Here is a 17,922-nt window from a genome sequence, read left to right as displayed (position 1 = left end):
ACACCACGATGAAGCCAGCCGTCTCCCAACCGCCCATCATCGGCTATGTGACGCCGCTCAGCGCGGCGCCCGGGCAGGACCTTTCCTTCCGCATCAGCTCGACGGGCGACCAGCCCTTCAGCGCGCGGGTGCTGCGCATCCACTGCGCGGATCCCAACCCGGCCGGGCCCGGCATGCAACTGGAGCCGGTGGATGTCGCACTCGAACCGCGTTATGCCGGGCGTGAACACGCGGTGCATTCCGGCGCCTGCGCCTGGGCGGCATTGCAGGGCGCAAGCACGGGCATCGCGGCCGATGCCGTGCTGACCTTGCGCGTGCGCACCCGTCCCACGCTGGTTTCCGATCCCCTGCAGGTACTGGCCAGCCTGCAAGATGCGACCGCCAGCAGCGGCGTGGCGCTGGCCATCGACAAGGGCGAGTTCGTCGTGCTGCTGCCGGGCGCGGACCTGGCCACCGCACGCGTCCTGCGCAGCGGCGTGGCGGCCACGCAAGATCGTTGGCAGGCCGTCAGCCTGACGCTGGCGCCGCGCCAGGGTCACCTGACGCTGGCCGTCGAAAACGTCGCCGTCGGCACGCCTGGCGCGGGCCCCGTGCTGCCGACCCGTACGGCGACGCTCGATGCGGGCGCAGCCATGGCGGCACCCACGCACCTGAGCCTGGGCGCCTTGTGGCGCGGCCATCCCGCGCTGGGCTACAACGGCCTGATCGAAGCCCCGCAGCTGCTGGTTCGCAAAGCCGACGGCACGGACACCGTGATGACCGAATGGCATCTGGCCCGCGACATGCACGCGCAACGCATTCCTGGCCTGCGCCCGGACATGCCCGCGCTGGTGCTTGAAAACATGCCTGTACGGGCGGTACGGTCCTCCGCCTGGACGGGCGATCAACTGGATTGGCGACAGGCGCCCGACGAGTACGCCGCCATCTGGTTCCACGCGGATGCCCTGGCCGACTGTGGCTGGCCCGAGGCCTTGAGCCTGCGCATTCCGCCAGGGTTGCCTTCCGGTGTATATGGGCTGGAAATTCGCAATGCCGACGGCATCGACACCATCCCTTTCTATGTCACGCCGGCCAAGGACGGCCCGCGCGCGAAAGTGCTGTTCCTCGCGTCCACCCTGACCTACCAGGCCTATGCCAACCACGCGCGTGGCAACTACGCGGGCGAGCTGGCCGACCGTATCACCGCCTGGGACGCCTATCCCAACCACCCGGACAACGTCACCCAGTTCGGCGCGTCGACCTACAACCGCTATCGGGACAGTGCCGGCATCAGCCTGTCCTCGCGGCTGCGGCCCATCCTCACCATGCGGCCCGGCTACCTGACCTTCCCCGATCCGCGCGGATCGGGGCTGCGGCACTTCCCGGCGGACTCGCACCTGACCAGCTGGCTCAAGGACCGCGGCATCGCCTATGACGTCATCACCGACGAAGACCTGGACGACCAGGGCCTGGCCGCGCTGGCGCCCTACGACGTGGTGCTGACGGGCTCCCATCCGGAATATCACACGCGCGGCATGATCGAGGCCCTGATCGCCTACCGCGAAAACGGCGGCCACCTGATGTATTTCGGCGCCAACGGCTTCTACTGGAAAGTGGCGCGTCCCGCCGCGGCGCCGCACATGCTGGAAATCCGCCGCGCCGAAGGCGGGATCCGGGCCTGGGCCGCCGAGCCGGGCGAGTACTACCACCAGTTCGACGGCCGCTATGGCGGCATGTGGCGCCGTAACGGCATCCCGCCCCAGGTGACCGGCGGCGTGGGCTTCGCGGTACAGGGCGGTTTCGAAGGCGTCGGTTATAAACGCACGCCGGAATCGCATGATGCCGACGTCGCGTGGCTGTTCGAAGGCGTCAAGGCGGACAGCTTCGGCGACCATGGCCTGTCCGGCGGCGGCGCGGCCGGCTTCGAGCTGGACCAGGTGGTGCCCGAACTGGGTTCGCCCGCATGGCTGAAGATCGTCGCCGTTTCCGACGGCCACGGCCCTAGCTTTAAAATCGTGCCCGAAGAGATCCTGACCTGGACCATAGCCGCCGCGCTGCCGCGCAAGTACGAAGGCGTGCGGGCGCATATGGCCGTCGGTCTGGCTGAAACCGGTGGCGGCATTTTCGCGGCCGGCTCCATTACTTTCCTGGGCAGCCTGTGGAAGGGCGGTTACGACAATGACATTTCGCGCATCGTCGAAAACTGCCTGCGCCGCTTTCTGTCAGCCAGCGATGCGCGGCGGGCCCGGGAATAGCGCGTCACATCGAACCTAGCAGCGTGAAAAAGAAAACTCCCACACAGAAAGACGTCGCCAAATTCGCCGGAGTATCGCAGGCCGCGGTCTCGCGCTTCGTGTCGGGCAAGGGCGCCATCTCCGAAGAGGTGCGCGAGAAGATCCTCAAGGTGATCGACCTGGTCAACTACCAGCCCGATCCCCTGGCGCGCGGCCTCAGCAGCGGCAAGTTCGACATCATCGCCATCGTGATGGCCAACATCACCAACCCCTGGTATCCGGTGGTGCTGGAACTGATCACGCGCGAGCTGCATCGGGTGGGCCTGCAGGCCCTGCTGTTCAACGCCACGCCGCCGCAGACCGTCGACGACCTGATGCCGCTGGTGCTGCAATACCGCGTGCGCGGCGTCATCATCACCACTGCGTCCTTGAATTCATCGGGTGCCGACCTGTGCGTGCGGCAGGGCGTGCCGGTGGTCATGTTCAACCGCTACTCCGCGGTGGCCAAAGGGCATTCGGTATCCACCGACAACATCGGCGGCGGCCGCCTGGCGGCAGACGTGCTGATGCGCGCGGGCAGCAGGCACCTGGGCTTTCTAGGCGGCATGTCCACGGTATCGACCAATCGCGATCGCCGCAGCGGCTTCATGGAGCGGCTGGCCGAGCTGGGCATGGACAACGTGCCCGCGCTGGAAAAGGAATTCACCTATGGCTGGGGTTACGAGGCCACGCAGATGCTGCTGGCCCGCCATCCCCAGATCGACGGCCTGTTCTGCGCCGACGATGAAATCGCGTCGGGCGCCATCGACGCCTTGCGCTATGCCCTGGGCCGGCGCGTGCCCGAAGACGTGCGCGTGTTCGGCTTCGACGACCACCCGGTGGCGTCCAACGCGGCCTACGACATGACGACCATCCGCCAGCCGGTCGAAGACATGATCACCGCCGCCATCGAGCTGTTGTTGCGCGACACGGGCAGCAATGAACATCGCCTGTTGCCCGGCCAGCTGATCTATCGCAAGTCGACGCCCGAGCAGTAGCTGCGCGGGCGCCGCCGGTTAACGACGCCGAAGAACGACGCGGGTGATCAATTCACCGAGATGTTGTTCTCCTTGATTACCTTGCTCCAGAAGTCGGTCTTCTCGACCAGGAATTTCTGGAATTCGACGGGCGTGCTGGGGACCGGCACGGCACCCAGCTCGGCGAACTTCGCCTGCATTTCCGGCTTGGCGACGATGGCGGCGACGTCCTTGTAGATCTTCTCGACCAGCGCGGGCGGCGTACCGCCCGTGGTCAGCAGGCCCTGCCAGCTGCCGGTCACGAAGTCCGGGAAGCGATCCTTCAGCACCGGGGTATCGGGGATAGGCGGGAATTTGCCCGGGCTGGCCACCCCCAGCATCTTCACCTTGCCGGCTTCGACCAGCGCGTGCGTGGCCAGGTAGCTGTTGAGGGTCATGTCGATCTGGCCGCCGACCAGGTCGGACGCGATCTGGGCGCCGCCCTTATAGCCGATGAAGTTGATGTCGATGCCGGCCTGCTTGGCCAGCACGATGCCGCCCAGGTGGGTGATCGAACCCTGCGTCTCGCCGAAATTCAGCTTGCCCGGGTGCGCCTTGCCATAGGCGATCAGCTCGTCCAGATTGTTGGCCGGCAGGTCCTTGCGCACTACCAGCAGATGCGGCGAGTACTCGACGATGGTGATCGGCGCCAGGTCCTTGGTGGGGCTGTAGTTCAGGTCCGGATAGAGCGCCGGCGAGTTCGTCAGGCTGCTCAGGTCCATCAGCAGCATGGTGTAGCCGTCGGGCGCGGCCTTGGCCGTCATGGCGGCGCCGATATTGCCGTTGGCGCCCGAGCGGTTTTCCACCACCACCGGCTGCTTCCACACCGCGTTCAGTTCCTTGGCCATCAGGCGCGCCACCACGTCCGAAGCACCTCCGGGCGGGTACGGCACGATCAGGCGGATGGGCTTCTCGGGCCACTTGGCGATGGCGGCATCATCGGCGGCTTGCGCCGGCGCGGCGCCCAGGCCGGCGTAGGCCGTCAGGGTGGCGAGGGTCGCCAGACCCAGGGCGGACAGGGCGCGACGGCGCGCCGGTCGTTTGGACGTGAGATCCATGTTTGTCTCCATGAAAAATCGATATAGGTATGGTTATGTGTGGGTCGCGGTGCCGCGCGACGCGCTGTCCGACCCGGGACGGCGCGCCGTGCCACGCTTCAGAAACGCGGCTTGTGCAGGGGGAAAGACGGGTCGTAGCGTTGCATGTAGGCGCCCTGCTCCGACGTGATGCGCAAACCGCAATCGAGATACTGCTGGTGCAGCTCGGCCAGCCTGGCCTGGTCCAGCTTGATGCCCAGGCCCGGTGCGTCGGTCAGGCGCACGCAACCGTCCACGAAGGGCACGGGACCGCCTTCGACCAGGTCCTCGGTCTTCCAGGGGTAGTGCGTGTCGCAGGCGAAGTGCAGGTTGGGGATGGACGCGGCCACGTGCGTCATGGCCATCAGGCTGATGCCCAGGTGGCTGTTCGAGTGCATGGACAACTCATAGCCGAAGGTCTCGCACATCTGCGCCAACTGGCGCGTGGCCAGCAGGCCGCCCCAGAAGTGATGGTCGGACAGGATGACCTGGGCGCCGTTCAGGCGCACGTTGTCGCGGAACTCGTCCATGCTGGTGACGACCATATTGGTCGCCATCTTCACGCCCGTTTCCTGATGCAGCTGCGCCATCTGCTCCAGACCCGGCACCGGATCCTCGTAGTACTCCAGCACGCCCTTGAGCGTGGACGCGATGCGGCGCGCGGTGTCCATGGACCAGTTGGCATTGGGATCGATGCGCAGCGGATAGCCGGGGAAGGCCTTGTGCAAGGCCAGAATGCATTCGGCCTCGTAGTCGGGCTCCAGGGTGCCGGCCTTGAGCTTGATGCTCTTGAAGCCATACTCCTTGATCATGCGCCGCGCGCTTTCCACCAGCTGCTCGGCGGTAAGGATGGGACCCCAGTCATCGGCCGGATAGGGATTGTCCAGATGCTTTTCCTGCTTGAAGAACAGGTAGGCGCTGTACGCCACTTCGTCGCGGCAGCGGCCGCCCAGCAGGTCGACCAGGGGCAGGCCGAGGATCTGCGCCTGCGCATCCAGGAAGGCGACCTCGTAGGCGCCGAACACATTGGTGCCGGCCTTGGCGGCATGCGTGCCGGGATTCAGGTTGGCGAAGCCCTGGCTGAGGTCGGTCTTGATGTGGGTCTGGACGGCGCGCTTCAAGCCGTTGATGTCGAAGGGGCTCAAGCCGACCAGCGCGGCGCGCACCTTTTCCAGGTTTTGCAGGATGGGCAGGTCGCCATACGTCTCGCCCAGGCCGACGTGGCCGGTGTCGGTTTCCACCTCGATGATGGCGCGCAGGGCGTAAGCCACGTGCAGGCCGGAAGCATTGAGGACGGGAGGGTCGCGGAAAGCGATGGGGGTGACGCGGACGTCCGTGATTTTCATGGGGGAGCTGCCTGTCTCGGAAGAATCTAATTTGAATACTAGTATACTAGTGTACGTAAAGCAGGCTGCCCGTACAATACCCACCCGGCAACCGAGCGTCTTATGAAATCCATCCGCAATCAGCGCGCTTCGCGGCGTCCTCTCTCGGACCTTCTTTACGACCAGGTGCTGGAACGCATCCTGTCGGGTGAGCTTGCGCCAGGCGCCAGCATTTCCGAGGCGGAGGTCGGCGCCATGTTCGAGGTCAGCCGCACGCCGATCCGTGAAGTGCTGATCAAGCTGGGCGAGCAGGGCCTGGTGGATGTGTTTCCGCAAGTGGGCACGTTCATCGCCCCCATCCGCATCGATGAAGTGACCCAGGCCGCCTTCATCCGCGAAAACCTGGAATGCGCGCTGATACGCGAAGCCGCCGCCAATATCGACCAGGCCGGCATCGATGCCCTGGCGATGATCCTGCGCGAGCAGCAGGAGGCCAAGGACGCGGGCGACATGGTGCGCTTCTACCAGGCCGACGAAGCCATGCATGCCCGCATCGCCGAAATCGCCGGCAAACCGCGCGTCTGGCGCGTGATCCAGCAATCGAAGATCCATGTGGACCGCGTGCGGCGGCTGGCCTTGAAGCAGAAGCTCAAGGCGTCGCTGGTGCTGGAACAGCATCAACGCATCTGCGCCGCCCTCGCGGCCAGGGACGCGGATACCGCCGCGGCCTGTATGCGTGAACATCTGCACGGCGTGTATGAGTTCGTGCGCAAGGTGGCAGTTAACGAAATGCCCGCCGCCAACGAAAAGCGGTGAATGAGGAAATCCGAATGAAGCTGAATGAACAATGCGTGCTCGTCACGGGTGGCGCGCGCGGACTGGGCGCGTCCATCACGCGCGCGCTGGCGCGCGAAGGCGCCTACGTGGTGATCAACTACTACCGCAGCGAGGCGGCGGCGCAAGCCCTGGCCGCGGAGCTGGGCCCGCGCGTCATCGCGCTGCAAGCCGACGTCACCGATGCGGGATCCGTGCGCGCGCTGTTCGACCAGGCCCTGGCGCAATGGGAACGTCCCATCGTGGCCGTGGTGAACAACGCCCTGGCCGATTTCCGTTTCGACGGCGACGCCCGGCCGAAGATAGACGAGATCGCCTGGGACCGTTTCCAGCAGCAGATCGATAGCGCGCTGAAGGGCTGCGTCAATACCCTGCAGGCGGCCGTGCCCGCCATGCGCGCGCTGGGCTTCGGCCGCATCGTCAACATCGGCACCAACCTGTTCCAGAATCCGGTGGTGCCGTATCACGACTACACCGCCGCCAAGGCCGCGCTACTGTCCCTGACGCGCACGGCCGCCAATGACCTGGGGCCGGACGGCATCACGGTGAACATGGTGTCGGGCGGCCTGCTGCGCGTCACCGACGCCAGCGCGGCCACGCCAGAGGCCGTGTTCGACCTGATCGCCGGGCTGACGCCTTTGCGCAGCGTGACCACGCCGGAAGAACTGGCCGACGTGGTGGCCTTCTTCCTGTCGCCGTGGGCGCGGGCCGTGACCGGCCAGAATCTGATCGTCGACGGCGGGCTGGTCAAGGGCTGACTTCTCGGACTGAATCCCCGGACTGAAACCCCGGGCCGAAGCCCCGGCCGCGACCACCGCGTGGCCGCGCGCCCTGCTGATCATCCATCCAGCACCATCCCTAAGGACCCGTCCGCGGGTCCGCCATTTGCTATCCAGCGAGGCGTTTCTATTGGTACGCCCCGTCGCTCTTGACTCCTGACAGGCCCGGCGTGCCCCCCGAACCTGTTAAGGAGATCAGCATGAGCTTAGCGAGAAACCTGTCCCGCGCCGCGACCATCGCGGCGGCCACCGTGGCGCTATTCGTCATCCAGGGCTGCGCGTCCAAGCCGGAAGCCCAGGATCCGCTGGTGCCCGTGTTCCAGGGCCAGCGCGTCTGGAACGGCGTCACCACCACCTCGGAAGGCCGCGTGTTCGTCAGCTACTCGCAGGCGGATGGCCCCGGCACTCAGGTGGCCGAGCTGGACGCCCAAGGCCAGCCCTTTCCTTTCCCCGATGCCAACTGGAACGTCGCGCTGGCCTCCGTGGCCGGCCCCATCGGCAACGGCTACGTCCATGTGAATGCCCTGCGCATCGGGCCCGACGGCAAGCTTTGGATCGTCGACGCCGGTGCATCCGGCATCGGCAAACCCGCCGTCAAGGGCGGCGCCCGCCTGTTCCAGTTCGATCCGCAAACGCGGTCCCTGCTGCGGGTCTATGACCTGGCGCCTGTCGTCAATCCCTACACCTTTATCGACGACGTCCGTTTCAACGGTCCGTTCGCCTACCTGACCGACGCCGGCGCGCCTGGCCTGATCGTGTTGGACCTGCGCACCGGCGTACCGCGGCGCGTCCTGGACAGCCATCCTTCGGTGATGGCGTCGACACCGTTGCAAGCGGAAGGCCGCACCTTGAAGGATGCCAAGGGCCAGCCCCTGTACATCCATGCCGACCAGCTGGAAGTCTCGCCCGATGGCCAATGGCTGTACTACCAGCCCGCTTCGGGACCGATGGCGCGCATCGCCACGCGTTGGCTCAATGACGCGTCCGTGACGCCCAAGCAGCTGGAATCGCACGTCGAACTGAAGTGGGCCAACACGCCCACCACGGGCGGCACCGCCATCGATGCGCAGGGCAATATCTACGTCAACGACACCGACAAGAAGCGCATCCTGCGCATCTCGCCCGAAGGCAAGCAAAGCGTCCTCATCGAGGATCCCCGCCTGGTGTGGGCCGACGCCATGTGGATAGACCGCGCCGGCTATCTGTGGATTCCCGCATCGCAACAAAGCCTGACGCCGGACTTCAACGGCGGCAAGCTGGAAGTGCGCCCGCCGGTCTGGATCTACAAGCTGCAGATCCACGCGCAACCCAGCCCCCTGGATCAACCCTGATTGCGAGCGTTGATTTTCTTTGTACCATTCGGGTGACATGAAACGTCGGCGGCCACCTGGCCGCCGGCACATAGCTCCCGGATATGGACACGGCCTTTCTGCAAGACTTCATCCAGGTAGTGGAAGCGGGTTCGATCGCGCAGGTCGCGCGCATGAACGGCCTGACTCCCGCGGCGGTCAACCTGCGCATCAAGAAGGTCGAGGACGAGCTGGGCTATCGCCTGCTCACGCGCTCGGGGCGTTCCGTCACCGCCACGGCTGAAGGCCAGCAGATCCTGGCGCAGGCACGCCGCGTCATGGAAGAAGTGCGCAATCTGAAGATGGCGGGACAGGGTCCCATCGTCGTCGGCCGCCTGTCGCTGGGCGCCTTCGACTCGGCCATGAGCACCTTGATTCCCCCTTTGCTGGAACGCCTGGTCGCCAGGCATCCCAACCTGGAAATCAATCTGGTCAAGGGCTATTCGGTGCAGTTGTACGCCCAGGTCTGCGACGGTGAAATGGACGCGGCGCTTATCCTGCAGCCGCAATTCCAGATGCCGAAGAATCTCGAATGGCGCCGCGTGCGTGACGAGCCGCTGGTGGTGCTGGCGCCGGCCAGCCTGACCGAAAGCGATCCGCATCAATTGCTGCGCGCCAACCCGCTGATCTGCTACGACCGCAAGCTATGGGGCGGACAGCTGGCCGCGCAGTATTTCCGCCAGCACAGCATCCATCCCAAGATCCGTATCGAAACGGCGTCGATCGAAATCATCGCCCGGCTGGTGTCGCGCGGCCTGGGCGTGGCCCTGGTGCCCGATGGCGCGGGGGAACTGCTGGAAGACATCAAGCTGCGCAAGATCCCCCTGCCGGGCAATGAGCACTTCCGTAGCGTGGGCCTGCTGTGGAACCGGCAGTCGGCGCGCGTGGCGCTGTTGCATGAGCTTTATGACATGGTGCGCGGGCTGTGAGCATCTTCCTACAAGGTATCCGCCGTCCCCAGGATCACCGTGGACTGGCTCGACAGCGTGCCGCCATTGCCATGGGCCAGGGCCAGATGCGCATCCGCCACTTGCCGTGCCCCGGCCTGCCCGCGTAGCTGGCGCACGGCTTCGATCACCAGGAACACGCCGTACATGCCCGGGTGGACGCAGGACAGGCCGCCGCCATTGGTGTTGACGGCCAGCCGTCCGCCTGGCGCGATGGCGCCGCCGCTGACGAAAGCGCCCCCTTCGCCCTTGGCGCAAAACCCCAGGTCTTCGAGGAACAGGATGGTGTTGATGGTGAAGGCATCGTAAAGCTGCACCACATCCATGTCGGCGGGTTTGCAGCCCGCCATGTCGAAGGCCAGCGCGCCCGACTGCCGTGCCGCCGTCACCGTCAGGTCGTCCATGCAGGATATCTGCCGGTTCCACACGGCGGTGGCGCTCCCCAGGATATAGGCCGGCTTCTGCTTCAAGGCGGCGGCACGATCCGCGCGCGTCATCACGAACGCGCCACCGCCATCGGTCACCAGGCAGCAGTCGCGCACGGTCAGCGGATCCGACACCCGGCGCGCGGCCAGCACGTCTTCTATCGTCAAGGGATCACGGCTGTAGGCCTCGGGATTGAGGCGGGCCCAGGCGCGCGCCGCCACGGCCACTTCGGCCAGGTGCTCGCGCCGCGTGCCGAACTCGTGCATATGGCGCCGCGCCGCCAACGCATAGGAACTGGGCGGATTCATCGGTTCGTAGGGCGCTTCATAAGGCTGCGGGTCCAGCACCTTGCGCGCATTGGTGATCACGCCCCGGCCCAGAGCCGAAGTGCGTTGCGCGCTGCCGTAGCAGACCAGCACGGCATTGCACTGGCCCGACTCCAGCGCGTGCGCGGCCGCCAGGATGTAGGACATGAAGCTGGATCCCCCCAGGCAGGTGCCGTCGATATAGGTTGGCCTCACGCCCAGGGTTTCGACCACGGACATCAGCCACATGCTGGCCGACACGCTGCTGGTGGCGATGCCGTCGATATCCTGCATGCGCAGGCCGGCATCCTTCACCGCCGCATGGGCGGCGCGCGTCAGCAGTTCCATGTCGTTGTAGCCAGGCGCTTCGCCCAGGCCGGCGTGGCCCACGCCTACGATGGCGGTCTTGCCGCGTAGATGGCGGTAGTTCATCCTTGGCTCCCGGCTATCGCCACGCACACCACGCGCGGCCCATCCTTGCCTTCCCCGACCTGTGTCCGCACTGCCATTCCTATACACACCGTGGCCGGATCCATGCCGGCCACGCAGGTCATCAGGCGTACGCCCTCCGCCAGGTCGATCAGCGCGACGTTGTAGTCGCCGCCGGCTTCCGCTTTGCGCGCCACCGTGGTGGTTGAGTACACAGTCCCCTGGCCGCTGGGCGCGACCCACGCCAGCTGGTCTTCGTCGCAATGCGGACACAGCTCGCGCGGCGGAAAGACGTGCCGCGCGCACGCGGCGCATTGCTGGATCATGAAACGCCCTTGCGCCAAATGGGTGGCGTATTGCCGCTCCACACCCTGGCCTGCCGCCGATACCTCTGTCATGACGATGACTCCTGCGCCACGGGGGGCGCCATCAATGCCGCGATCCGCGCGCCGTCGTAGCCGAGCACGCGCGTAAGAATGTCCTGAGTATCCACACCCAGCAACGGCGCCGCGTTGCGATAGCTCACCGGGCTGCCCGACAGGCGCATGGGGCTGCGTACCTGCGGGACGCTGCCGACGATGGGATGCGGCAAGGTGAACTTCAAGCCGCGTTCGATCACCTGCGGGTCCGCGTGCACCTGGGCCACGTCGTTGATCACGCCCACGGGCACGCCGGCGTCGTCCAGCAGGCGCCGCCACGTCGCGCGGTCGCGCGTCAGGAACAGGCGCTCCAGCTCCGGGATCAACTCGGGTTTGTGGATGACGCGGCTGGTGTTGGTCTGATAACGCGGGTCCACGGCCAGGTCGTGGCGGCCGACCGCGCGGCAGAATTTTTGGTATTGGCCGTCGTTGCCCACGCCCAGCACGATATAGCCGTCCGCCGTGGCGAAGACCTGATACGGCGACAGATTGACGTGCGCGTTGCCTTCACGGCGCGGCACATCGCCCGACAGGAAGTAGTTGAAGTTCTGCACGCCTAAAGCGGCCACCTGGCAGTCGAGCATGGAGATGTCGATATGCTGGCCCTGCCCGCTGCGCGCGCGCTCATGCAGGGCGGCCAGGATGGCGGTGCCGGCATACATGCCCGCCATCAGGTCGGACGCGGCGTTGCCCGCCTTCTGCGGCCCGCCGCCCGGCAGATCGTCGCGCTCACCCGTGATGCTCATCAGGCCACCCATGGCCTGGATCACGAAGTCGTAGCCCGGCTTGCCCGCGTACGGTCCATCCTGGCCGAAGCCGGTGATGGAGCAGTAGATCAGGCGCGGATTGATCTCCCTGAGCGCCGCATAGTCCAGGCCATACTTGGCCAGGCCACCCACCTTGAAGTTCTCGACGAAGATGTCGCAGTGCCGCGCCAGGTCGCGCAAAGCCTGCGCGCCTTCAGGGTTGGCGATGTCCAGCGCGATGGACTTCTTGTTGCGGTTGGCGGCCAGGTAGTAGGCCGACTCCTGGGTGCGCCGGCCTTGCGCGTCCATCAGGTTCGGCGGGCCCCAGCCGCGCGTATCGTCGCCGCTGCCTGGACGTTCGATCTTGTAGACGTCCGCGCCCAGGTCGGCCAGGTTCTGCGTGCACCAGGGGCCTGCCATGATGCGGGTCATGTCCAGCACCTTGATCCCGGTCAAGGGCGGTGCGCGCGGCGTATCTGGCGGTGATGCTTGCGGTGCTTCTCGGTTCGGCATGAGGCTGGTCTCTCGTGTTTGATTGCGTGGCGTGCGCGGCCGGGCCGCCGAGCGGCGATTCGCCGGGCGGCGGTCCGCCGGGCGCCGGCTCAGGCGGTGTAGAAACCCGCGCCTTGTTCAGCCAGCCGCTTCAGCAGCGGCGCCGGCGTCCAGTACTGCGCGCCGACCTGAGCGGCGTAGGCTTCGATGCGCTCCAGGATGCACGCCAGGCCGATCTGGTCGGCGTAGTACATGGGACCGCCGCGATAGCGCGGAAAGCCGTAGCCATTGGTCCAGATGGCGTCGATTTCCTCGGGCCGCCGCGCCACCCCTTCCTCCAGGATGCGCGCGCCCTCGTTGATCATCACGTAGAGGCAGCGCTCGCGGATCTCGTCATCGCCGATGGCACGGCGGGAAAAACCCCGCCGCGCGGCATCCTGCTCGATCAAGGCGGAGACCTCCGGATCGACCGTGCGCTTGCGTTGCGCGTCATAGCGGTAGAAGCCCGCGCCGCTCTTCTGTCCCAGCCGCTTCCTGTTCACCACCAGCTCGTCGAGAACGCCGCTGTCACGCTCGCGCTCACTCAGGCGATCGAGCCGGCCCTGGCGTGCGCGCCACGCCACATCGAGCCCCGCCAGGTCATTGAGCTGGAACTGGCCCATGGGAAAACCGAATTCGTAGAGCACGCGGTCGATCTGTTCCGGCAAGGCACCTTCTTCCAGCAGGAAGTAGCACTCCCGCGCCCGCCGCGAGAGCATGCGGTTGCCGACGAAGCCTTCCGACACGCCCACCATCACCGCCACCTTGCCCAGGCGCTTGCCCAGGGCCTGGATGCGCGCGAGCGCCTGCGGCGAGCTGCGCGCGCCGCGCACATTCTCCAGCAGCTTCATGATGTGCGCGGGGCTGAAGAAGTGCATGCCCACGACGTTCTCTGGATGCCTCATGGGCGCGGCCAGGGTGTCTAGATTCAGATAGGACGTGTTGGACGCAATGAGGGTGCCGGGCGCCACGTTCGCTTCGATATTGGCGAAGACCTGTTGCTTGACGGCCAGGTCTTCGAACACGGCTTCGATCACCAGATCGCAATCGCGCAGGTCCGCGAACGCCATGGTCCCGCGCAGGACATCCAGGCGGCGCTGGCGCGTGGCCGCATCGATGCGGCCCTTGGCCACATCCGACTCGTAGGTCTTGCCGATATTGGCCAGGCAGGCCGCCAGGGCCTGCTCGTTCTGTTCGACCAGGGTGACGGGTATCCCCGCGTTGAGGAAGCACATGGCGATGCCGGTACCCATGGTGCCGCCGCCGATGACCCCGGCGCGGCGGATCGGCGCATCCGGCTCCGGCAATCCGGCAGGCTTGCTGGCCGTGCGTTCGGCGAAGAACGCATGCCGCAAAGCGCCGGCTTGAGGCGCGGCCACCCGCTCGCGGAAACGCGCGCGGCCGTAGGCCACGCTGTCATCGAAGCTCAGGGTCAGGCACTGCTCGGCGATATCGACGCAAGCCAAGGGCGCTTCCTGCCCCCGATGACTCACGGCCAGCTTGGCGCGGACCTCGTCGAAATACCCCGCCGGCGGCGCCGCCAGAGGCAGATCCCGTGTCCGGCGCGGTTCCGCGCCGCGCCGCAGCAGCTCCTCCGCATAGCGCTGTGCCGCGGCAAGCGGATCATCCGGCGTCAACGCGTCCACCAGCCCCATGTCGCGGGCGGCGGCGGCCGTCACCGGTTTGCCGGTCGTGGCCATGTCCAGCGCCTTGGGCAAGCCCGTCAAGCGCGCCAGGCGGGGGATGCCGCCCGCGCCCGGGATCACACCCAGGGTGGACTCGGGCAGCCCCATGCGGGCCCGCTCGTTCGCCACGCGGTAGTGGCAGCCCAGGGCCAGCTCCAGGCCGCCTCCCAGCGCGGTCCCCTGGATGGCGGCCACCACCGGCTTCGTGCAAGCCTCGATACGGGCGATTACCTCGGACAGATGCGGATCTTGCGGCGGCTTGCCGAACTCGCGGATGTCGGCGCCCGCAACGAAGGTGGTGCCGGCGCAGGCCAGCACGATGGCCTGCGTTCGCGGATCGGCTTCCGCTTCGTCAAACGCCGCGCACAGCCCCCGGCGCACGTCGACCGACGTGGCGTTGACGGGAGGATGATCGATGAGCACGGTGCGCACTGCGCCGCTGAGGGACGTCGATACAACTGGCATGATGGTCCTGTCGTGTTTTGAGATGAACGTGCTGAGATGACGGTGTTCAGCGCACCGATTGGCGGGGCACGTTGGCGGTCTTGATGACTTGCGCCCACTTGTCCTTTTCCTGCGCGATATAGCGGCGGAATCCTTCCGGCGTGTCGCGTTGCGGCTGCATGCCCTGCTGGCCCAGCCACTGGGTAAACGTCGGCTCATCCAGCATCTCGTTGATCGCGCCATTGAGCTTGCTGACGATGGGTTCGGGCGTGCCGGCGGGAGCGAGCAATCCGTACCAGCCGACGGCCTGATAGCCCGGATAGCCCAGTTCGGCCACCGTGGGCACATTGGGCAAGGCGGGGATGCGTTGAGCCGTCTCCACCGCCAGCGGCACTAGCTGGCCCGACTGGATGAAGGGAATCAGCGTGATGGCGTTGTCGCTGAGCGTGGAGACCAATCCCGATTGCACATCGATGACGGCGGCGGCGCTGCCCTTGTACGGCACGTGCATCATGTCCACACCCGCCGTCGACCTGAACAATTCCATCGACAGATGTTGCGTGGAGCCCGTGCCCGTGGACGCGAAGGTCAGCTTGCCGGGCTCCTTCTTCGCCATGTCCAGCAGGCCGCCCAAGGTCTTGACCCCGAGCTTGGGGCTGGCCGTGATGATCAAGGGCGACACCGCCACCATGGCGATCGGCGAATAGTCCTTGATCGGGTCGTAACTCAGCGACTCGTACAGCGACGGATTGATCGACATGGCGCCGGAGAACGTCATGCCAAGCGTGTAGCCGTCGGGCTGGGCCTTGGCGATGTCGGTCATGCCGATGATGGCGGCCGCGCCTGGCTTGTTCTCCACGACCACCGGCTGGCGAAACTTCTCGTTCAGCCGTTTGGCTATCATCCGCGCCAGCGTATCGGCGGCGCCACCCGCGGAAGCGGGAACGATCAGGCGTATGGGCTTCTCCGGGTAGGCTGCCGTCGCGGCGCCCGAGGCCGCCGCCGTGAGGGCGGCTAGTGCCAGGCCCATCAGTATCTTCTTCATGCTTGTCTCCTCGTTTTGTGTTTTTGTTGTCGGTACGGCGGACGGTCTGACGCCGCCTGCCGGTTGCTGCGTCGGAACTCACCCTGGTGTGTGGGTAATGGTTCCCGCCTGCACCACCTTGCCGTCGGGCAACGTGCATGTGTAGCCCAGCTGCAAAGCCGACGGGCTGCTCTCCTGCACGTCTATCGTCACGGTCACCACGTCGCCCAGCCTGGTGAAGGCGACGAACTTGGTCTCGATTTCGCTGTTCTGGTACCAGGCGTCGCCGAGAATCGCATCGCACAAATCCATCACCGGCGCCATGACCAAGGCGCCCTGCACGATGACGCCGCCGAAATGCTGCTGCGCGTATTCCGGATCCGTATGGGTCCGGCCCGTGGTGCCATGCAGCGCGCCGAAAGCGTTGACGTCCTTTTGCGTAGCGCCAGCGATGGCGGCGACATAACGATCGTTTTTCTTGGGATACATGGCGCGCCTCACTGTGGCCAGACCAGGGTACGTTCCACCGTCAATGCGTCGGCGCCGTTTTCCAGCTTGCGGACGACGATCTCCAGCACCACGAACTTGCGGTCGTTCTTTTCGTATTTGGTCTTGACCCCAACGGTCGCTTCCAGCGCCTCGCCCGGATAGACGGGTGCGGTCAGGCGCACCTTCTCCCTGGCGTGGAGCACGCCCGTGGGCCACGCGAAGGCGGCATGCTGCGGTTGGAAACTGGCCACCAGCGTGGGGTGGACAGGGCGCACCGGGCGGCTTTCCCCTGCTGTCGGCGCGGCGGCCGGGGGTTCGGCGCGGATGGGGCCCAGCGCGAAGGTACGCAAAAAGGCATCGCTGTCCTCCGCGCCTATGCTGTAGCGCGACGGGGGAAAGCGATGCCCGGTCTGGAAATCATCGAACTGCCAAGTCTTGTTCGCCATCGTCAATGCCGCTCCTCAAGAAGTGAGAGGATCGTAAGACGGGCAGACTGGCGCTTGGGATACTTAAACTAGCTTCACAAGCTAGTTTTTATGCGTGCAGGGTTTACCAGGATCAGATGACGCCGCAGGAATCCCCTGAAGAGGACCGCGGCGCCGCGGTCCCTGTGCGTCGTTCGCACTACGCCAGTTTTTCGCACGCGCGCCTTACGCGAGCGCAGCCTTCTTCCAGGACCTCCATCGAAGAGGCGATGGAGATACGGAAATGGGGCGAGGTGCCATAGGCGGCGCCCTGCAGCACCGCCAGGTTCTCCTCGTCCAGAAGATAGAGGATCACATCCTCGTCGGTGCGCAGTTCCTTGCCGGCCGGTGTGCGGCGGCCTATGAGTTCCGCGCAAGACGGGTACACATAGAACGCGCCCTGCGGCAATGCGCAGCTGACACCGGGACACTCATTGAGCAAGGCCACGACGCGATCCCGCCGCTGCTGGAAGATGGCAGCGCGTTCCTTGATGAAATCCTGCGGTCCCATCAACGCTTCGGTGGCCGCGGCCTGGCTGATGGAGCTGGGATTCGACGTGCTGTGCGACTGCATCTTGGTCATGGCGAAGATCAGGTCGCGCGGGCCGCCGGCATAGCCGATGCGCCAGCCCGTCATCGCATACGCCTTGGACACGCCGTTGACGGTCAGGGTGCGCTCATACAAACGCGGCTCGACCTGCGCGATGGTCTTGAAGCGGCGCTCGTCGAACAGGATGTGCTCGTACATGTCGTCGGTCAGTATCCACACTTGCGGATGCCGCAACAACACCTTGGCCAACTCACGCAATTCATCTTCGGTATAGACGCTGCCGCCGGGATTGCCCGGCGCGTTGAGGATCAGCCAGCGCGTGTTGGGCGTGATGGCGCGCTCCAGCGCATCGGGCTGCAACTTCAGGTCGTGCTGGCGCGAGCCCTGCACGAAGACCGGCTTGCCGCCCGCCAACAGCACGATGTCCGGATAGGACACCCAATACGGCGCGGGGATGATCACTTCGCAGCCTTCTTCCACCGTGCACATCAGGGCGTTGAAGATCACCTGCTTGGCGCCGGTGCCGGCCATCACTTCCTGCGACCCATACTGCAGCTCATTCTCTCGGCTGAACTTGTCGCGGATGGCGGCCTTCAGCTCCGGCGTGCCGCCGATGTCGGTGTACTTGGTCTTCGATTCCCGCATCGCGCGTATCGCCGCTTCGACCACATTGTCCGGCGTATCGAAATCCGGTTCGCCAGCCGACAGGCTGATGATGTCACGGCCCTGCGCACGCAGTTCGCGGGCCCGTTGGCCGGCCATGGAACTGGGGGAAGGCTTGATGCGATGCGTGCGTTGCGCAAGTTGTAGAGGCATTTTTTTGCGGGAAATG

General features: G+C 65.8%; 16 protein-coding genes. 6 read left to right on the top strand and 10 right to left on the bottom strand.

Annotated features, from left to right (window positions below; translation table 11 throughout):
* Positions 1-8: 8 nt before the first annotated feature.
* Both ASB57_RS24295 and ASB57_RS24290 read left to right on the top strand, forming a co-directional pair.
* The gene (locus ASB57_RS24295; protein WP_057654511.1) at positions 9-2,234 is read left to right on the top strand and encodes a N,N-dimethylformamidase beta subunit family domain-containing protein; all 2,226 of its coding nucleotides are present in this window, start codon (positions 9-11) and stop codon (positions 2,232-2,234) included.
* 23 nt (positions 2,235-2,257) lie between these two features.
* Entirely contained in the window at positions 2,258-3,250 is a 993-nt protein-coding gene (locus ASB57_RS24290; protein ID WP_057654510.1) for a LacI family DNA-binding transcriptional regulator, read from the top strand.
* Between the two features lie 47 nt (positions 3,251-3,297).
* On the opposite strand, the gene ASB57_RS24285 is transcribed toward ASB57_RS24290, so the two are convergent.
* Positions 3,298-4,326 carry a tripartite tricarboxylate transporter substrate binding protein gene (locus ASB57_RS24285; protein WP_057654509.1) on the bottom strand — a complete coding sequence of 343 codons (1,029 nt, stop codon included), beginning with the start codon at positions 4,324-4,326 and terminating at the stop codon, positions 3,298-3,300.
* Between the two features lie 98 nt (positions 4,327-4,424).
* Positions 4,425-5,690 (bottom strand): glucarate dehydratase family protein, encoded by a 1,266-nt coding sequence (locus tag ASB57_RS24280; protein WP_057654508.1) that lies wholly within the window; start codon positions 5,688-5,690, stop codon positions 4,425-4,427.
* Between the two features lie 102 nt (positions 5,691-5,792).
* Between ASB57_RS24280 and ASB57_RS24275 the strand changes: the two genes are divergently transcribed.
* The 4 genes from ASB57_RS24275 to ASB57_RS24260 all read left to right on the top strand — a co-directional run bounded on the left by ASB57_RS24275 (position 5,793) and on the right by ASB57_RS24260 (position 9,560).
* Positions 5,793-6,485 carry a GntR family transcriptional regulator gene (locus ASB57_RS24275; RefSeq protein ID WP_057654507.1) on the top strand — a complete coding sequence of 231 codons (693 nt, stop codon included), beginning with the start codon at positions 5,793-5,795 and terminating at the stop codon, positions 6,483-6,485.
* Positions 6,486-6,499: 14 nt separating this feature from the next.
* Positions 6,500-7,261: a 3-oxoacyl-ACP reductase gene (locus ASB57_RS24270; protein WP_057654506.1), complete on the top strand. Its 762-nt coding sequence runs from the start codon at positions 6,500-6,502 to the stop codon at positions 7,259-7,261.
* 221 nt (positions 7,262-7,482) lie between these two features.
* Complete coding sequence (locus tag ASB57_RS24265) at positions 7,483-8,613, top strand: L-dopachrome tautomerase-related protein (RefSeq protein WP_057654505.1); 1,131 nt, start codon at positions 7,483-7,485, stop codon at positions 8,611-8,613.
* Positions 8,614-8,696: 83 nt separating this feature from the next.
* On the top strand, positions 8,697-9,560 hold the full coding sequence (locus ASB57_RS24260) for a LysR family transcriptional regulator (protein ID WP_057654504.1): 864 nt from the start codon (positions 8,697-8,699) through the stop codon (positions 9,558-9,560).
* Between the two features lie 8 nt (positions 9,561-9,568).
* Here ASB57_RS24260 and ASB57_RS24255 read toward each other — a convergent pair whose 3' ends face one another.
* From ASB57_RS24255 to ASB57_RS24220, 8 genes are all read right to left on the bottom strand, one after another.
* Positions 9,569-10,741: a thiolase gene (locus ASB57_RS24255; RefSeq protein ID WP_057654503.1), complete on the bottom strand. Its 1,173-nt coding sequence runs from the start codon at positions 10,739-10,741 to the stop codon at positions 9,569-9,571.
* On the bottom strand, positions 10,738-11,136 hold the full coding sequence (locus tag ASB57_RS24250; protein WP_082621802.1) for a Zn-ribbon domain-containing OB-fold protein: 399 nt from the start codon (positions 11,134-11,136) through the stop codon (positions 10,738-10,740). Before ASB57_RS24250 ends, ASB57_RS24255 begins: the two co-directional genes overlap by 4 nt.
* On the bottom strand, positions 11,133-12,416 hold the full coding sequence (locus ASB57_RS24245) for a CaiB/BaiF CoA-transferase family protein (protein WP_057654502.1): 1,284 nt from the start codon (positions 12,414-12,416) through the stop codon (positions 11,133-11,135). The genes ASB57_RS24250 and ASB57_RS24245 overlap by 4 nt, the downstream gene beginning before the upstream one ends.
* Positions 12,417-12,505: 89 nt before the next feature.
* A complete protein-coding gene (locus ASB57_RS24240) occupies positions 12,506-14,584 on the bottom strand; it encodes a 3-hydroxyacyl-CoA dehydrogenase NAD-binding domain-containing protein (RefSeq protein WP_057654501.1) in 2,079 nt (692 codons plus the stop codon).
* Positions 14,585-14,630: 46 nt separating this feature from the next.
* Positions 14,631-15,608 carry a tripartite tricarboxylate transporter substrate binding protein gene (locus ASB57_RS24235; RefSeq protein WP_057654500.1) on the bottom strand — a complete coding sequence of 326 codons (978 nt, stop codon included), beginning with the start codon at positions 15,606-15,608 and terminating at the stop codon, positions 14,631-14,633.
* Between the two features lie 78 nt (positions 15,609-15,686).
* Positions 15,687-16,076 carry a MaoC/PaaZ C-terminal domain-containing protein gene (locus ASB57_RS24230; protein ID WP_057654499.1) on the bottom strand — a complete coding sequence of 130 codons (390 nt, stop codon included), beginning with the start codon at positions 16,074-16,076 and terminating at the stop codon, positions 15,687-15,689.
* Positions 16,077-16,084: 8 nt separating this feature from the next.
* Positions 16,085-16,522: a MaoC family dehydratase gene (locus ASB57_RS24225; RefSeq protein WP_057654498.1), complete on the bottom strand. Its 438-nt coding sequence runs from the start codon at positions 16,520-16,522 to the stop codon at positions 16,085-16,087.
* A 178-nt stretch (positions 16,523-16,700) separates the two neighbouring features.
* Positions 16,701-17,906 (bottom strand): aminotransferase class I/II-fold pyridoxal phosphate-dependent enzyme, encoded by a 1,206-nt coding sequence (locus ASB57_RS24220; protein WP_057654497.1) that lies wholly within the window; start codon positions 17,904-17,906, stop codon positions 16,701-16,703.
* Positions 17,907-17,922: the final 16 nt, after the last annotated feature.

The sequence above is a fragment of the Bordetella sp. N genome (assembly GCF_001433395.1).
Classification (GTDB): Bacteria; Pseudomonadota; Gammaproteobacteria; order Burkholderiales; family Burkholderiaceae_B; genus Bordetella_C.
The sequence above is the reverse complement of the archived record's forward strand: the minus strand, read 5'-3'. Positions and strand labels throughout refer to the sequence as shown.

Excerpts from the sequence above, each read along its gene's own strand:
- ASB57_RS24295 (WP_057654511.1), top strand. The coding sequence starts at position 9 with ATGAAGCCAGCCGTCTCCCAACCGCCCATCATCGGCTATGTGACGCCG.
- ASB57_RS24285 (WP_057654509.1), bottom strand. The coding sequence starts at position 4,326 with ATGGATCTCACGTCCAAACGACCGGCGCGCCGTCGCGCCCTGTCCGCC.
- ASB57_RS24280 (WP_057654508.1), bottom strand. The coding sequence starts at position 5,690 with ATGAAAATCACGGACGTCCGCGTCACCCCCATCGCTTTCCGCGACCCT.
- ASB57_RS24275 (WP_057654507.1), top strand. The coding sequence starts at position 5,793 with ATGAAATCCATCCGCAATCAGCGCGCTTCGCGGCGTCCTCTCTCGGAC.
- ASB57_RS24270 (WP_057654506.1), top strand. The coding sequence starts at position 6,500 with ATGAAGCTGAATGAACAATGCGTGCTCGTCACGGGTGGCGCGCGCGGA.
- ASB57_RS24265 (WP_057654505.1), top strand. The coding sequence starts at position 7,483 with ATGAGCTTAGCGAGAAACCTGTCCCGCGCCGCGACCATCGCGGCGGCC.
- ASB57_RS24260 (WP_057654504.1), top strand. The coding sequence starts at position 8,697 with ATGGACACGGCCTTTCTGCAAGACTTCATCCAGGTAGTGGAAGCGGGT.
- ASB57_RS24255 (WP_057654503.1), bottom strand. The coding sequence starts at position 10,741 with ATGAACTACCGCCATCTACGCGGCAAGACCGCCATCGTAGGCGTGGGC.
- ASB57_RS24250 (WP_082621802.1), bottom strand. The coding sequence starts at position 11,136 with ATGACAGAGGTATCGGCGGCAGGCCAGGGTGTGGAGCGGCAATACGCC.
- ASB57_RS24245 (WP_057654502.1), bottom strand. The coding sequence starts at position 12,416 with ATGCCGAACCGAGAAGCACCGCAAGCATCACCGCCAGATACGCCGCGC.
- ASB57_RS24240 (WP_057654501.1), bottom strand. The coding sequence starts at position 14,584 with ATGCCAGTTGTATCGACGTCCCTCAGCGGCGCAGTGCGCACCGTGCTC.
- ASB57_RS24235 (WP_057654500.1), bottom strand. The coding sequence starts at position 15,608 with ATGAAGAAGATACTGATGGGCCTGGCACTAGCCGCCCTCACGGCGGCG.
- ASB57_RS24230 (WP_057654499.1), bottom strand. The coding sequence starts at position 16,076 with ATGTATCCCAAGAAAAACGATCGTTATGTCGCCGCCATCGCTGGCGCT.
- ASB57_RS24225 (WP_057654498.1), bottom strand. The coding sequence starts at position 16,522 with ATGGCGAACAAGACTTGGCAGTTCGATGATTTCCAGACCGGGCATCGC.
- ASB57_RS24220 (WP_057654497.1), bottom strand. The coding sequence starts at position 17,906 with ATGCCTCTACAACTTGCGCAACGCACGCATCGCATCAAGCCTTCCCCC.